This window comes from Elioraea tepidiphila DSM 17972, from assembly GCF_000378465.1.
In the GTDB taxonomy this organism is placed as follows: Bacteria; Pseudomonadota; Alphaproteobacteria; order Acetobacterales; family Acetobacteraceae; genus Elioraea; species Elioraea tepidiphila.
Map to the genome: position 1 here is coordinate 37,512 of NZ_KB899934.1, position 14,404 is coordinate 51,915.

The 14,404-nt window shown below is 75.3% G+C and carries 14 protein-coding genes; 12 read left to right on the forward strand and 2 right to left on the reverse strand.

The window, feature by feature from the left end; genetic code table 11:
* The first annotated feature begins 108 nt into the window (after positions 1 to 108).
* From F563_RS23085 to F563_RS0117390, 11 genes are all read left to right on the forward strand, one after another.
* Positions 109 to 1,797 (forward strand): heparinase II/III domain-containing protein, encoded by a 1,689-nt coding sequence (locus tag F563_RS23085; RefSeq protein WP_019015957.1) that lies wholly within the window; start codon positions 109 to 111, stop codon positions 1,795 to 1,797.
* Positions 1,798 to 1,902: 105 nt separating this feature from the next.
* On the forward strand, positions 1,903 to 2,799 hold the full coding sequence (locus tag F563_RS0117345) for a hypothetical protein (protein WP_156825241.1): 897 nt from the start codon (positions 1,903 to 1,905) through the stop codon (positions 2,797 to 2,799).
* A complete protein-coding gene (locus F563_RS25735; protein ID WP_156825242.1) occupies positions 2,789 to 4,000 on the forward strand; it encodes a hypothetical protein in 1,212 nt (403 codons plus the stop codon). The genes F563_RS0117345 and F563_RS25735 overlap by 11 nt, the downstream gene beginning before the upstream one ends.
* Positions 3,997 to 4,599 carry a sugar transferase gene (locus F563_RS25740; RefSeq protein WP_019015960.1) on the forward strand — a complete coding sequence of 201 codons (603 nt, stop codon included), beginning with the start codon at positions 3,997 to 3,999 and terminating at the stop codon, positions 4,597 to 4,599. The genes F563_RS25735 and F563_RS25740 overlap by 4 nt, the downstream gene beginning before the upstream one ends.
* Complete coding sequence (locus F563_RS0117360; RefSeq protein ID WP_019015961.1) at positions 4,596 to 5,777, forward strand: DegT/DnrJ/EryC1/StrS family aminotransferase; 1,182 nt, start codon at positions 4,596 to 4,598, stop codon at positions 5,775 to 5,777. Before F563_RS25740 ends, F563_RS0117360 begins: the two co-directional genes overlap by 4 nt.
* A complete protein-coding gene (locus F563_RS0117365) occupies positions 5,774 to 7,018 on the forward strand; it encodes a glycosyltransferase family 4 protein (RefSeq protein ID WP_019015962.1) in 1,245 nt (414 codons plus the stop codon). Before F563_RS0117360 ends, F563_RS0117365 begins: the two co-directional genes overlap by 4 nt.
* Positions 7,015 to 8,208 (forward strand): glycosyltransferase, encoded by a 1,194-nt coding sequence (locus F563_RS23095; RefSeq protein ID WP_019015963.1) that lies wholly within the window; start codon positions 7,015 to 7,017, stop codon positions 8,206 to 8,208. Before F563_RS0117365 ends, F563_RS23095 begins: the two co-directional genes overlap by 4 nt.
* A complete protein-coding gene (locus F563_RS23100) occupies positions 8,205 to 8,810 on the forward strand; it encodes a NeuD/PglB/VioB family sugar acetyltransferase (RefSeq protein ID WP_019015964.1) in 606 nt (201 codons plus the stop codon). The genes F563_RS23095 and F563_RS23100 overlap by 4 nt, the downstream gene beginning before the upstream one ends.
* Before the next feature lie 57 nt (positions 8,811 to 8,867).
* Positions 8,868 to 10,820: a polysaccharide biosynthesis protein gene (locus tag F563_RS0117380; protein WP_019015965.1), complete on the forward strand. Its 1,953-nt coding sequence runs from the start codon at positions 8,868 to 8,870 to the stop codon at positions 10,818 to 10,820.
* A gap of 83 nt (positions 10,821 to 10,903) precedes the next feature.
* The gene (locus F563_RS0117385; protein ID WP_019015966.1) at positions 10,904 to 11,641 is read left to right on the forward strand and encodes a DUF1194 domain-containing protein; all 738 of its coding nucleotides are present in this window, start codon (positions 10,904 to 10,906) and stop codon (positions 11,639 to 11,641) included.
* A 4-nt stretch (positions 11,642 to 11,645) separates the two neighbouring features.
* On the forward strand, positions 11,646 to 11,828 hold the full coding sequence (locus F563_RS0117390; protein ID WP_019015967.1) for a hypothetical protein: 183 nt from the start codon (positions 11,646 to 11,648) through the stop codon (positions 11,826 to 11,828).
* Positions 11,829 to 11,960: 132 nt separating this feature from the next.
* Here F563_RS0117390 and F563_RS0117395 read toward each other — a convergent pair whose 3' ends face one another.
* Positions 11,961 to 12,149 (reverse strand): DUF4169 family protein, encoded by a 189-nt coding sequence (locus tag F563_RS0117395; protein WP_019015968.1) that lies wholly within the window; start codon positions 12,147 to 12,149, stop codon positions 11,961 to 11,963.
* Between the two features lie 36 nt (positions 12,150 to 12,185).
* Positions 12,186 to 12,878 (reverse strand): hypothetical protein, encoded by a 693-nt coding sequence (locus F563_RS25165; RefSeq protein WP_019015969.1) that lies wholly within the window; start codon positions 12,876 to 12,878, stop codon positions 12,186 to 12,188.
* A gap of 126 nt (positions 12,879 to 13,004) precedes the next feature.
* Here F563_RS25165 and F563_RS25170 point away from each other — a divergent pair, with 126 nt between their 5' ends.
* Complete coding sequence (locus tag F563_RS25170) at positions 13,005 to 14,402, forward strand: FAD-dependent oxidoreductase (protein WP_019015970.1); 1,398 nt, start codon at positions 13,005 to 13,007, stop codon at positions 14,400 to 14,402.
* Positions 14,403 to 14,404 lie beyond the last annotated feature (2 nt).

The window sequence follows — 14,404 nt, forward strand, 5'->3', positions numbered from 1 at the left end:
GGCCAGATGCGCGCCGGCGCACTCCCGGACCTCAACCCCTGCGCGCTATGCGGTAACACGTCACGCGCGCGTGTGCCAACACGAGCAGGACAGCGGAGAGGAGTGGCGATGGCGAAGAGGCGTGTTGGTCGGCTCGATGTGCTGCGCGCGCTGGCGCGGCGCGGGCTCGGGCCCACGCTGCTGCGCCTGCGCCACGAGGCCTGGGTGCGACTCGGCGGCCCGACGCGCGCGCTCGCCGACCGGCCCCCGCCGAGCGGTCCGTTCCTCGCCCCGCCCGCGGCACCCTTGGTGCTCGACCCGCCGGTGCTCGCACGCCTGCTCGCCGGCGCGGATGCGGCGGCGCGCCTGCCCGACTGGACCTCCGGCCGGCCGGATGCGGATGCCCCCTGGCACACGATCGACCCGTATGCGCATGGCGACATCCGGCTGCTGTGGGAAACGTCGCGCTTCGCCGCGCTGCCGGTGCTGGCGCTGGCCGCGCGCGCCTCCGGCTCCCCGCGCTTCCTCGCCGCCGCCGAAGCGCATCTGGCCGGGTTCCTCGCCGCCTGCCCGCCCTTCCGCGGCCCGCACTGGGCGAGCGCGCAGGAGGCGGCGATCCGGCTGATCCACCTGACCGCCGCCTGGATCATTCTCGGCGGCACGACCGAGGGCGGGCGGGCGCTCGCGGCGCTGCTCGCGGACCGCGTACGTGCGACCCTCACCTACGAGCGCGCGCTCGCCAACAACCACGGCATCGTCTGCGCCGCGGCCTTGGCCGGCGCCGGCGCGCTCCTCGGCACCGCGGACCACGGGCTCGGTGTGCGACTGCTCGCCGCCGACCTGCCGCGGCTGACCACGGCGGCGGGCGGGTTCGCCCAGGTCTCGACCCGCTATCACCGCATGGCGCTCGATGCGCTCGCCTTCGCGTCGCTCGCCGGCGCCGCCCTGCCGGACTCCGTGCGGGCGCGCGCCACCGCCATGGCACGGTGGCTCGCGCGCGTCACCGATCCCGCGACCGGACGGGCGCCGCGGCTCGGCCACGACGACGGCACCGCACTGCTCGATGCCGCCTGCGCCGGGCCGGAGGATGCCCGCCCGGCGCTCGGGCGCGCAGCGGCCGCGTTCGGCGACCCTGCCGAACCGGTCCTCGCGCTCGCCGGGCTCGGCCCGACGCCCGGCCCGCCCGCGCCCGAAATCTGGACCGATGCCGAGGGCGGCACCGCCGGCATCACCACCCGGTCGGCGATCGCGCTCATGCGCCTGCCGGGCGGGCGCTTCCCGGCCGGGCAGGCCGACATCCTGCATCTCTCGCTGATGCACCGCGGCGCGGAGGTTCTGCGCGATGCCGGCACCTGGCTCTACAACCCGCCCGCGGGCGAGGCCGACCTCGCGGGCACCGCGCACCATTCGACCGCGCAATGGGACGAGGAGGACCGGCCGCCGCGCCTCGCCCGCTTCCTGTTCGCCGCGCCGCCGCGGCTGCATGCACTGGAGACCGGTCCCGGCACGCTCCGCGCCGCCTGCGACCGGCACGACCGGACCGTTGCGGTCGCAGGCGACATCTGGACCATCACCGACCGGGTCGCGCCTGGCGCGACGCTGCGCTGGCGCCTGCCCGCCGGCACCTGGCTGCGCCAGCCCGACGGCGTCGAGGGGGCATCGGCCGCGATCGCCGTCACCGCCGAAGGGCCGATCGATCTGCGCCTCGGCCAGGGCTGGGACAGCCCACGCTATGGCGTGCGCGAGCGCATCCCCGTGTTGACGCTGCGCCTCGGCACGGCCACGCAGATCGTTACGACACGAGTTCGACTGGCTTGATGCACTTTTGACGGTCGCCTGACGCGCGCACTTCGTTCACGGATTGTAAAGCTTTGGGATCGGCGACGATCCTTGCAACCCCGTCGCGCGCTGTGAGCCGCGTCCATGACCAGTGACGCTCTGTTGACCGGGCTGTGGCGCCATCGCGCCGGCGTCGCGTTCGGCGCACTGGCCCTGTGGCTCGCCGCTGTCGGGGCGATCCTGCTGGTCCCGCGCGCGCATGTCGCCCAGGCCGTGGTCGCGCCGGCCGAGACCACGGGAATCGCCGCCTCCACCCTGCTCTCGCCCCTGCCGCAGCTCGGCACCGGGCTGATCGAGCAGCGCCCAAGCGGCAATTTCGCGGTCTATCTCGGCGCGCTGCGCGGGCGCGAGGCCGCGACCGTGCTGCGCCGCAGCACCAACCTCGCCGAACGCCTCGTCGCAGAGCGGGCGGAAAGCACGATCGCCCGTGCGCTCGGCACGCTCGGCCTCGGCAGCGCCGAGCTCCTGGACGACGACCTGATGGCCTGGCTCCGGGGCAACACGAGCGCGACCCAGAACCCGGCCTCCGTGCTCTGGACCATCGAGGCGCGCCACCCCGACCCTGCGCTCGCGCTCGCGGTGCTGACCGCGCTGCATGCCGCCGCCGAGGCGCGGGTGCGCGAGGAGATGCAGGCCATGGTGGCGCGCCGCCTCGCCTTCCTGACCGAGCGCGCCGCGCGCGAGCCCGATCTCGGCGTGCGCCAGGCGCTCTACGGCCTGATCGCCGAGGCGCATCGGCACGCGGCCGTGCTTGCCGCCGACACGGCGGTGGCGGCGCGGATCGTCAGCGCGCCGGCGGTGGAGGACCGGCCGAGCGTGCCGAACCGGCTGCTGCTGGCCGCGCTCGCGGTGCCGGCGGCCGTGTTCACCTCGCTCGGGCTCTGGGCGCTCGCCCTGATCGCACGGCGGCGCGAGGAGATCGCACGCGAGCCGGTCCCGCCGCTGCGCGCCCTTGCCGGAGGCCGCGCGGGTGCGGATTGAGGCGCCGGCCGTGCTGCTCGGCCTCGCCGCCGCCGGGCTCCAGTTCGCGGCCGCGCTGAAGGGCCTGCCCGGCCTCGCGCACCTGCCGTTCGACCTGACGCCGCCGCTGCTCAGCGTGGTGGTCGGGCTCGCCGCCGTGCGCCTCGCGTTCCATCCGCACCGCATCGGGCCGGAGGCGGCTTCCGTGATCGGGGTGCAGGCGCTGCTCGCCCTCTGGCTGATCACTGCCGGTGCCTGGAGCGGCAGCACCGAGGTCCTGCCGCGCAAGCTCGCCGAGATCGCCCTGCTCGCGCCGGCCATGACGCTGGCGGGGCTGGCGGTGGCGGCGCACCCGGCGGCCTTCGCGGGCTTCGCTGGAGGTTGCGCCGTCATCGGGGGTGCGGTCGCGCTCGCCGTGCCGCTCGCGGTCGCTGTCGGCATCGCCGTGCTCGGCGGCGCGCCCGATGCCGAGACGATCCGCGTGCAGTACCAGGTGGCGACCCTGGCGCTCGCCGCCGCGGCCACGGTTCTGGCCGTCGGCGCCGTGACGGCCCGCGGGTTCGGGCGCGGGCTGCGCATCGCCGCGGTCGCCGGGCTTGGGCTCGCCGCGCTCGCGACCGGCGGACGCGCCGGGCTCGCGGGGCTCGCCGCCGCGGTGGTGCTGGCGCCGTCCGCCGTGCTCGCCGCGCGCGGACGACGGGTCGCGGCGCTGGCGCTGGCATGCGCGACCGGGGCGGCGCTGGCGGCCGGGATCGCGCTCGTCCTCGCGCTGACCGACCCCGCCGGGGTGCCGCGCACCCTCGCGCGCCTGCTCGACGGTGCGCTCGGCGCGGGCGCGGTCCGCCCGACGCTGTGGGCCGCTTCGTGGGATCTTGCCACGCCGCTCGGGCTCGGCACGGCGGGCTTCGCCCCGGCCGCCGGGCTCGGCGATGCGCGCGGCTGGCACCCGCACAATCTCGGGCTCGAAGCCCTGGTGGAGGGCGGCGTGCCGGCAGCAGCCCTGCTCACCGCGATCGTCCTCCTGTGCCTTGCCACCCTGATCCGCCGGGCGCGCGACGTGCCGCCGGCGCAGTTCGGCGCGACGGTCGGCTTCGCCTGCGTGGCGCTCGCCCAGGCCGCGACCTCGACCGATCTCGGCAACCGCATGGCCTGGCTCTGGGTCGGGCTGATCGCCGGACTCGCGGTGCGCGCCGAGCCCAGGCGCGTGGCGATGCCGGCATGACCGGCCTTTACGCCCGCCTCGGCAAGCGCGCGCTCGACCTCGCCGGCGCCGTGCTGCTGCTCCTGCTGCTCACGCCGTTGCTCGCGGCCCTGGCGCTCGCGGGCCGGATCGCGCTCGGCCCCGGCGTGCTGTTCCGCCAGCCCCGGCTCGGGCGCGCGGCCCGGCCCTTCACGCTGATCAAGTTCCGCTCCATGCGCGACGGGACCGGCCCCGATGCCGCGCGGCTGACGCGCTACGGCGCCTGGTTGCGGCGGACCTCGCTCGATGAACTGCCGAGCCTGATCAACGTGCTGCGCGGCGAGATGAGCCTGGTCGGACCGCGCCCGCTGCTGGTCGCGGACGGGCCGGCGCTGCTGCGGCTCTGCCCGGCGCGTTTCGCCGTGCGTCCCGGCCTCACCGGGCCGGTGCAGGTGGGCGGACGCAACGCGCTCCCCTGGGCCCAGCGGCTGGCGCTGGATGCCGACTACGCGCGCGCCGTGACGTTCCGGCGCGACCTCGCCCTGCTCCTCGCCACCCCGGCGACGCTGTTCAGCGCCGAGGGCATCGCCGCGCCCGGCCACGCCGCCGGCGCGCCGCTCGCCGGCGAGAGCCCGCCATGACCCTGCGCAACGCCACCCTCGCCCCCGATGCCGATCCCTTTGGGCATCCGCCGATCCTGCTCTCGCCGCCGGAGCTGACCGGTCCTGAGTTCCGCGCCGTGCTGGAGGCACTCGCGTCGAACTGGGTCGCCCCGGTCGGGCCGATGATCGCGCGCTTCGAGGCCGCGCTCGCCGCCGCCACAGGGTTCCGCCACGCGGTCGCGACCAGTTCCTGCACCGCCGCGCTGCATCTCGCCTGCCGGGTGCTTGGCGTCGGGCGCGGCGACGACGTCTGGGCACCGACACTGACCTTCATCGCCTCGGTCTCGCCGGCGCTCCAGCAAGGCGCGACCCCGGTGTTCCTGGATGTCGATCCCGCGACCTGGACGCTCCATGCCGGGCTGCTCGACGAGGCGCTGGCGCAGGCCGCGCGCCAGGGACGGCTGCCGAAGCTGGTGATCCCGACCGATCTCTACGGCCATCCGGCTGACCTCGGCGCCATCCGCACGGCCTGCGACCGCTGGGGCGTGGCGGTGCTGGCGGACGCGGCGGCCTCGCTCGGCGCGGCGGCGCATGGCGCGCATGCCGGCGCGGGAGCGGTGGCCGCCTGCGTCAGCTTCAACGGCAACAAGATCGTCACCACCGGCGGCGGCGGCGCACTGCTGACCGACGACACCGCGATCGCCGCCACCGCGCGCCACCTCGCCACCCAGGCGCGCGACCACGCGCCGCACTACGAGCACCGCACCTGGGGCTACAACTACGCGCTCTCGAACGTGCTGGCGGGGATCGGGCTCGCGCAACTGCCCGATCTCGCCCGCCGCGTCGCCCGAAGGCGCGCGGTGTTCGCCCGTTACCGCGACACCCTCGGCGCGCTGCCCGGCATCGCGTTCCAGGACGAGGCCGGCTGGGCGCGCAGCAACCGCTGGCTCAGCGCCATCACGGTCGATCCGGGGCAGTTCGGCGCGACCGCCGAGGCCATCCGGCTGGCCCTTGCCGCCGAAGGGATCGAGGCGCGGCCGGTCTGGAAGCCCATGCACCTCCAGCCCGTCTTCGCCGGCGCCCGCGTGATCGGCGGTCGCATCGCCGAGGGTCTGTTCGCGCGCGGCCTCTGCCTGCCCTCGGGCTCGGGCCTGACGCCCGCGGCACAGGACCGCGTGATCGGCGCGATCGCCGCGTTGCATCGGAGGGTGGCGTGAGAGTCCTCTACCTGCACCAGCACTACTCCACGCCCGAGGGCACGCTGCCCGGCCGGAGCCACGCCTTCGCCGCCGCCCTCGCCGCGCGCGGCCACGACGTCACGCTGCTCTGCGGCCGGCACGAGGGGGCCGAGATCGGCAGCGATGCCGCGTTCCGCCGCGGCGTCCGCCGCGCCGAGGTCGCCGGCTACCGGGTGGTCCAGCGCGACATCCCCTACGCCAATGCGATGGAGGCGCGGGCGCGCGGCCGGGCCTTCCTGCGCTACGCCTCGTGGGCGACGCGGCGGGCCCTGTTCGGTCGCTTTGATCTCGTCATCGCCTCCTCGACCCCACTGACCGTCGCGCTGCCGATGATCGCGGCCAAGCGGCTGCGCGGCATGCGGACGCTGTTCGAGGTGCGCGATCGCTGGCCGGACCTGCCCGCGGCGATGGGGCTGCTGACTCGCCGCACCGAGGCGGCGTTGGCGCGGCTCGAACGCGCGGCGCTGGCTGCCGCCGACGCGGTCGTGGCCCTCGCCCCCGGCACGGCCGAGGCGCTGGGGGTGGCCTGCGGCGACCCCTCCCGCGTCGCCTTCATCCCGAACGGCTGCGACCGCGCGCTGTTCGCCGATGCCGCCGCCGAGCGCCCCGTCACAGCGCCCGCGGGCGGCATCCTTGCCGTCTATGCCGGCGCGCATGGCCCGGCCAACGGTCTGTCGCAGCTGCTCGACGTCGCCTGGGTGCTGAAGGCCTGGAAGGAGACCCGGGTGCGCCTGGTGCTGATCGGCACGGGCGCGGAGAAGCCCGCCCTGGTCGCGCGCGCGCGCGCCGAAGCACTCGACAACGTCACCTTCCTCGACCCGATGCCGCGGGCCCGCCTCGCCGCGGTGCTGAAGGGCGCGGATGTGGCGCTGCACTGCCTCGCCCCGGTGCCAGCCTTCGCCGACGGGACGAGCCCGAACAAGGTGTTCGAGGCGCTCGCCGCCGGGCTGCCGGTGCTCACCAACTGTCCGGGCTGGCTCGGCCGCGAACTCACCCGGGCGCGCGCCGGCATGGCCTTTTCCCCGGGCCACCCTGCCCCCTTCGCCGAGGCGCTGTCCGTCCTCGCCGCCGCGCCGGAGCGGCGGGCGGCGATGGCGAGCGCGGCGGCGCGACTCGCGCTCCGCTTCGACCGCACCTTGCTCGCGGCACGGTTCTGCGCCGTCGCCGAGGCGGCCGCGCAGCGCACCAAGCTGCCCGAGGGCGCACCGCTGCCGGCATGACGATCCTGTTCCTGTCCTCGACCCATCACGCCGACGACCGCCGCGTCGTCGCGCTTCAGGCCGCGAGCCTCGCCGCGGCGGGGTTCGCCGTGCTGCATCTCTGCCGGGACGGGCGCGCGCCGCCGCCGGGCGTGCCGACCCGCACCCTGCGGCGCCGGCCCGGCCTGCCGGGCCGTCTCGCGATGCTGCCGCGTCTGCTCGCGGGCGCGCTGCGTGCCCGCCCGGCGACGATCCAGGCGAGCGAGCCCGACACCTGGGCGGTCGCGCTGCTCGCCAAGGGGCTGACGGGCTGCCGCGTGGTGTTCGACGTGCACGAGGACTATGCCGATCCGCACCGGCTGACGCGCCTGCCCGCCTGGCTGCGCCGCCCGGCCGCCGGCGCGATCCGGGCCGCGTTCCGGCTGATGAGCCGCTGGACCGACGCCGCCGTGCTCGCGACCCCGGTGCTGGCCGAGCGCTTCCCCGCCGGTCCGGACCGGCCGCCGCGCGTGCTGGTGCGCAACCTCGTGCCGCGTGCCGAGGCCGAGGCGATGCCGCGCGCCACGCCCGAGGCCGGCGGCCCGCTCCGCCTGGTCGCCCTGGGTGCGATGGGCAGGGCGCGCGGCTGGCCGGTCGCGCTCGCCGCCCTCGCGCGCGCCGCCGACCCGACGATCCGGCTCGAGGTGATCGGCCCCTTCACTGACGGCTCGGCGGCCGACTTCGCCGCGACCGCGGCCCGGCTCGGCCTCGCCGACCGCGCGACCGCGACCGGTCCGCTGCCCCGGCCGCAGGCGCTGGCGCGCGCGGCCGAGGCGCAGGCGGCGCTGGTGCTGTTCGCGCCCGGGGCCGCCAATCACGCGGCGGCGCTGCCGCACAAACTGTTCGAGGCGATGGCGCTCGGCCTGCCGGTGGTGGTGGCCGAGACCTGCCGCCCGGCCGCCGCGCTGGTGCGCCGCACCGGCTGCGGCCTGGTGGTCGACTCGGCCGATCCGGCTGCCGTCGCCTCGGCCTTCGCGACGCTGGCCGCCGACCCCACGCTGCGCGCGCGCATGGGCGCGGCCGGACGGCGGGCGCTCGCCGCCGACTACGCCTGGGAGGAGGACGCCTCCCGGCTCGCCGCCCTGCACCGGCGGCTGGCGCGCGCAAGAGAGGAGGCGCCGCCACACGCGGCGCGACGGCTATCAGACACACGACACCCCTCACCACGATGACGCATCCCGACTCCCACGCGACGGCACCGGTGGTGATCGTCGGCGCCGGCGGCCACGGACGGGTGGTGGCCGACATCTTCCTCGCCGCCGGCCGCGCGGTCGCCGGGTTTCTCGACGACCGCGTGGTCGGCCCGGTCTCCGGCCTGCCTGTGCTCGGCCCCTTCGCGCGCGCGCTCGATCCGGGCTTCGGGCGCGGCCGGGCCCTGATCGTGGCGCTCGGCGACACCACGCGACGGGTCGATCTCTCGCAGGCGGTGCTGCGCGCGGGTGCAGGGCTCGCGACGGCGATCCATCCCTTCGCGATCCTGGCCGGCGGGACGCAGATCGGCGCCGGCTCGACGGTCGCGGCGGCGGCGGTGATCGGCACGGGAGCCACGGTCGGGCGGTTCTGCATCGTCAACACCGCCGCCGTGGTGGATCATGACTGCGCGCTCGGCGACGGCGTGTTCCTCGGCCCCGGGGTGCGGCTCTGCGGCGGGGTGGTCGTCGGCGCCGGCGCCTTCATCGGCGCGGGCGCGATCGTGCTGCCCGGCGTCCGCATCGCCGCCGATGCGCGGGTGCGCGCCGGCGCGTTGGTCGACGTGGATTTCGGCATCGGCTGAGCAGGGCGCACCGGGAAGCAGTTCACCGGCGCGGGGCCGGAGGTGTATGTCGGCCCCATGAGGCTCCTGGAGCGGCTCCGCGGGCGGCTGACCCGCAGCCAGTCCGTGCTGGCGGCGGACGCGGCGGCGGCGGCGCTGTCCTGGCCGGCTGCGCTGCTGCTCGCCGACCCGGCGGCGCTCGCGGCCCGGCCGGTGGCGGGAACCGCGGCCGAGGCGGCGGCGTTCGCCCTGCTCGCGGTGATCGCCCTGCTCGCCGCGCGCGTGCCGCGCATCGCCTGGCGCTATGCCGGGCTCGCCGATCTCGGCCGCACGGTCGGGGCGGCCGGGGCGGCGGCGCTCGCCTTCGGGCTCGCGCTGGCCGCGTTCGGGCGGATCAGCGCCTTCACCCCGTTCCTGCCGGCGCTGCACGCCCTGACGCTCGCCGCCCTGCTGCTCGGCGCGCGCGCCGCCTACCGTGCGTCGCAGGAACGCACGCCCGCACCGGGCGAGGCCACACCCGTGCTGCTCGCGGGAGCGGGGGACGGGGCGGACCTGTTCCTGCGCGCGCTCGCCCGCGAGAGCCGGCCGCGCTACCGCGTGGTCGGGCTGCTCACCGCCGATGCCTCGACCTCCGGGCGGCAGATGCACGGCGTGCGCGTCGAGGGCTCGGTCGATGACGTGCCGCACGCCTTGCGCAAGCTCGCGCGCAAGGGACACCCGCCGGCGCTGATCGTGGTCACCGCGCGCGAGATCGCCGGTGCGCGGCTGGAACGTCTGCTCGACGCGGCGGAGGAGGCGGGGGTCGCGGTCGCGACCATGCCGCGGCTCACCGAGCTCCGCCCCGCCGCGCGCGAGGGCGATGCGCCGACGCTGACGCTCCAGCCGGTGGCGATCGAGGACCTGCTCGACCGGCCGCAGCGCCCGCTCGACCGCGAGGCGATGGCGCGGCTGGTGCACGGGCGGCGCGTGCTGGTCACCGGCGCGGGCGGCACCATCGGCTCGGAGCTCGCGCGCCAGATCGCCGGCCTCGGCCCGGCCGAGCTCGTGCTCGCCGACAACAGCGAATACGCGCTCTACGAGATCGATCTCGAACTCTCGGAAGCCGCGCCCGACGTGCCGCGCGTGTCGCTGATCGCCGATATCCGCGACCGCGACCGCATGGTCGCGCTGTTCGCGCGCCACCGTCCCGAACTCGTGTTCCACGCCGCGGCGCTGAAGCACGTGCCGATCGTCGAGGCGAACCCGGCCGAGGGCGTGCTCACCAACGCGGTCGGCACGCGGCACGTCGCCGATGCCGCGCGCGCGCATGGCACGCTGGCGATGGTGCTGATCAGCACCGACAAGGCGGTGAACCCGACCAGCGTGATGGGGGCGACGAAACGGCTCGCCGAGATGTACTGCCAGGCGCTCGATCTCAAGGCGCGCGCCGAAGGGACGGGCACGCGCTTCGTGACGGTGCGGTTCGGCAACGTGCTCGGCTCCACCGGCTCGGTGGTGCCGTTGTTCCGGCGCCAGCTCGAGCGCGGCGGCCCGCTCACCGTCACGCATCCCGACATGCGCCGCTACTTCATGACCGTGCGCGAGGCGGTCGGGCTGGTGCTCGCCGCGACCGTGCTGCGCGTGAAGGACGAGGGCCTGCCGGAAGCGGCGCGCCAGGGCGGGATCTTCGTGCTCGACATGGGCGAGCCGGTGAAGATCGTCGATCTCGCGCGGCGGATGATCCGCCTCGCCGGACTTCGCCCGGAGGTGGATGTGGCGATCCGCTACACCGGCCTGAGGCCCGGCGAGAAGCTCTACGAGGAGCTGTTCCACGGCCGCGAGACGCTGGTCGAGGCGGGCGCGCCGGGGCTGCTGATGGCCGCGCCCCGCACCGCCGACCTCGCGCTGGTCGCGCGCGCGATGGACGAGGCGGGCGCGGCCGCGCGGGCGGGGCGCGAGGGCGCGGCCCTCTCGGTGCTCGCCGCCCTGGTCCCCGAGTTCACCCGGCCCGGCCACGCACAGGGCGAGAGTTCGGCCGCGCCGACGATGTGATCGGCGGCAGCGACGGATTTGCTGCATCGGCTCCCCGGTTTCTGTTAGCGTTTTCCGGTCGGGAGCGGATGAGGAGTCGGGTCATGCGTCCCTCGCGCCGCAAGGTCGTTGCCGGTCTGTCGGCGAGTGCCGCCGCATCCTTCCTGCCTGCCGCCGCACGGGCCGAGAAGAAGCCGGTTGATGTGCTGCTGGTGCTGGCCGTCGATGTCAGCCGGTCGATCGACGAGGACGAGGCGCGGCTTCAGCGCCAGGGCTACCGCAACGCGATGGGCGATCCGCGCGTGATCCAGGCGATCCAGTCCGGCACGCTGGGCGCGATCGGCGTTGCCTACACGGAATGGGCTTCGGCCGATTACCAGCGCCTGGTGATCCCCTGGACCTATATCGACGGGCCGGAAACCGCACGCGCCTGGGTGACGGCGCTGGAACAGGCGCCGCGCGTGAGCATGAACTGGACCTCGATCTCGGGCGCGATCGAGCACGCGATGCGCGTGCTGGAGGATGCGCCGTTCGAGGGCACGCGCAAGGTGATCGACATCTCCGGCGACGGCGTGAACAACTCCGGCGCGCCGGTGACGCTGCTGCGCGACCTCGCGGTCGAGGCCGGAATCACGATCAACGGCCTGCCGATCCTGAACGACCGCAGCCCGTTCGGCCGTCCGCCCACCATGCCGCTCGACCAGTACTTCCAGGAATTCGTGATCGGCGGTGCCGGTGCCTTCATGATCCCGGCCGACGATTTCGATGCGTTCCAGAACGCGGTGCTGCGCAAGCTGATCCGCGAGATCAGCGCCGCACCGGACCGGCGCGCCTTCGGCTGAGCGGGTGCTCGTTTCGATTCTGCTGCATGGAGCGGCAGCCATCGCACTTGTGACGCTGCTCGCCTGGGCGGTGGCGGCGTGGGTGTCCGTGTGGCTCGCCGTGGCCGTCTGGCTGGTCGGCGCGGTCATCGTCGTGCTCATGGTCGTGTTCGCGCGCGGCGCGCTGGGGCCGCGCGGCGGCGGGTAGGCCAGTCATACCGGGCTGCCAAAGGTTCGACCTTTGGCGGCCCGGTATCGCGCGCAGGGCTGGTGTGGCGGCTGCGCGCCAAAGGAAACCTGATACCCGGCGCACGAAGGTGAAACCTTCGTGCGCCGGGTATCAGTCCTCGATCCGGCTTTGTTCCAGACGCGCTTGCGCCTGTTCCTGCCGCGCCCGCTCGGCCGCGTCCCGCGCGCGTTCGGCCTTGCTGCGCCCGTGCAGCGTGCGGTTGCGCGCCGCCGCGTCCTCCGCCTCCTTGCGCGCCTTGGCCTTGCGCGCGCGGCGGAGGTTGACGATCTCGCCGGTCATGACGCCACGCAACCATGCGCGTGACGCACACGCAAGCTACAGCCCGCCGCGGCGGCAGGACTCGTAGTCGCCGCCCCGCGCGACACAGGATCGATGCCAGGTGTCGGCGGTGGCGACGCAGCGCCAGGTGAGGTTGCCGCTCGTTTCGCACCAGGCAAGGCCCGCACGGCGGTCCGGAGGTCGCGCACTGGCCCAGACCAGTTCGCGGGCGAGCCGCTTCAGCGCCTCGATGTCGTGGTCGAGGTCGAGCGTCTGGCAGTAGAGCCGCCCGCCCGGCCTCGGCTCAGGCGCCGCGCCGATCTCGCCGATGCGGTTCCGCGAGAACCGGGCGAGCCACAGCCACCAGCCGTCGTCCGGCGCAGGCGGGCCGCCGCCCGCAAGGGCACCGGGCTTCAGTACCAGCACGAGGCCGATGCCGCGCCAGTGCCGGCCCTGCTTGATGTCCTCGCCCAGCACCTCGGCGACGTCGCTCCAGGCGACCGCCCGCGTCCACGGCGTGCAGGCGATGTGCGTCACGGTGATCCGGAGCGCCGGCCGCCCGGCGATCGCCGGCACCTGCCCGGCGAGCGACACCCCCATCGGAATGGCGCCGACCGCCACGATCACCGCAGCCCAGCGCCGCCTGAACCACCGCAGCGCGACGCCGAGGCTGATCAGCGCGGCACCCGCGAAGAACAGAAGGCCCGTGAGCGGACCCGGATCCGGCGACCAGGCGAGCGGTACGATCATGAGTGCCCGAAATGGACAAAGTCGCGTATCGTTCCGGCACACCAGCACGACCGGGCGGGTCGCGGCAATCGGACTGAAATCGGGACCCGCTCATCCTCCCCACGTCACAGCCCGGGAGATGACGCCATGACCGATCCGCGCTCCGTGCCCCGCATGATGCTCAGCCGCCGCGCGGCGCTGCGGCTTGCCGCCGCATCGCTGCTGTTCGGCGGGGCTGGCTGCGCCCCGCCGACCGGGCGGCCGCAGCGCGTGGTCGTCATCGGCGCCGGGATCGCCGGGCTCGGCGCGGCGCGCGCGCTCGCCGATGCCGGCCACACGGTCACGGTGCTGGAAGCGCGCACGCGGCTCGGCGGGCGGCTGCACACGGCCGAGATCGCCGGCGTGCCGATCGATCTCGGCGGCGCCTGGATCCACGGCCCCGACGGCAACCCGATGACCGAACTCGCGGACGCCGCCGGCATCCGCCGCATCCCGACCTACGACGCCAAGTCGGCGATCTACGACGTCGATGGCCGGCGCCTCTCGGCCGAGGAGGCGGCCGCGACCTATGGGCGGGTCGAGGCGCTGCTGAGCGACGACCCGGGCCTTGCGCCGGGTGCACCCGATGTCTCGGTGGCCCAGGCCGTCGCCGCGCTGCGCAATCTCGACCGGCTGCCGCCGCGCGAGCGGCGCGAGGCGCGGCTTGCGGCCGATCTGGTCGCGTCCTGGTCCGGCGGCGATGCGGATCAGGTCTCCGCCAGATGGTGGTTCGGCGAGGAGGAGGTGCCGGAGGAGAACCACCTGCTCGATCTCGGCTACGGCGCGATCATCCACCATGTCGCGCGCGGGCTCGATGTGCGCTTCGGCGAGGTCGTCACCGCGATCGCGCTGAGCGCGAACGGCGTGCGCGTCACCGCGCGGCGCGGCACGCATGAGGCCGATCGCGTCATCGTCACGCTGCCGCTCGGCGTGCTGAAGCATGGCGATGTCCGCTTCGATCCAGTGCTGCCGGCGGCCAAGCGCGAGGCGATCGCAGCGATCGGCAATGGCCTGCTGAACAAGATCATCCTGGGCTTCGACCGCACCTTCTGGCCCGACGACGTCGATTTCGTGCGCGTGCTGTCCGACACGCCGGGCAGCTTCACGCCGGAGGTGGTGAGCCTGGCCGCGCATCACCGCGCGCCGATCCTGGTCGCGCTGGTGGCGGGGCGGACCGCGCGCGAGATGGAGGGGATGCGCGAGGATGCGATCGCGGCGCGGCTGATGGCGCCGCTGCGGCGCGCCTTCGGTCGTTCCATGCCGGCGCCGACCACGTTCCGCGTCACGCGCTGGGGCCGCGACATCTACGCGCGCGGCGCCTACAGCTTCATCCCCGTCGGCGCCACCGAGGCGGCCTTCGCAGCACTCGCCGCCCCGGTCGAGGACAGGCTGTTCTTCGCCGGCGAGGCGGCCTCGACCGAGTATCCTTCCTACGCGCATGGCGCCCTGCTGGCGGGCCGGCGGGCCGCGCGCGAGGTGGCGGCGTCGGCTTCGGTCTTCGCCTGACG

What these genes read in the sequence shown, in the direction of transcription:
- F563_RS0117345 (WP_156825241.1), top strand. Translation starts at nt 1,903, where the DNA reads ATGACCAGTGACGCTCTGTTGACCGGGCTGTGGCGCCATCGCGCCGGC.
- F563_RS0117380 (WP_019015965.1), top strand. Translation starts at nt 8,868, where the DNA reads ATGAGGCTCCTGGAGCGGCTCCGCGGGCGGCTGACCCGCAGCCAGTCC.
- F563_RS0117385 (WP_019015966.1), top strand. Translation starts at nt 10,904, where the DNA reads ATGCGTCCCTCGCGCCGCAAGGTCGTTGCCGGTCTGTCGGCGAGTGCC.
- F563_RS23085 (WP_019015957.1), top strand. Translation starts at nt 109, where the DNA reads ATGGCGAAGAGGCGTGTTGGTCGGCTCGATGTGCTGCGCGCGCTGGCG.
- F563_RS23095 (WP_019015963.1), top strand. Translation starts at nt 7,015, where the DNA reads ATGACGATCCTGTTCCTGTCCTCGACCCATCACGCCGACGACCGCCGC.
- F563_RS25165 (WP_019015969.1), bottom strand. Translation starts at nt 12,878, where the DNA reads ATGATCGTACCGCTCGCCTGGTCGCCGGATCCGGGTCCGCTCACGGGC.
- F563_RS25740 (WP_019015960.1), top strand. Translation starts at nt 3,997, where the DNA reads ATGACCGGCCTTTACGCCCGCCTCGGCAAGCGCGCGCTCGACCTCGCC.
- F563_RS23100 (WP_019015964.1), top strand. Translation starts at nt 8,205, where the DNA reads ATGACGCATCCCGACTCCCACGCGACGGCACCGGTGGTGATCGTCGGC.
- F563_RS0117395 (WP_019015968.1), bottom strand. Translation starts at nt 12,149, where the DNA reads ATGACCGGCGAGATCGTCAACCTCCGCCGCGCGCGCAAGGCCAAGGCG.
- F563_RS0117360 (WP_019015961.1), top strand. Translation starts at nt 4,596, where the DNA reads ATGACCCTGCGCAACGCCACCCTCGCCCCCGATGCCGATCCCTTTGGG.
- F563_RS25170 (WP_019015970.1), top strand. Translation starts at nt 13,005, where the DNA reads ATGACCGATCCGCGCTCCGTGCCCCGCATGATGCTCAGCCGCCGCGCG.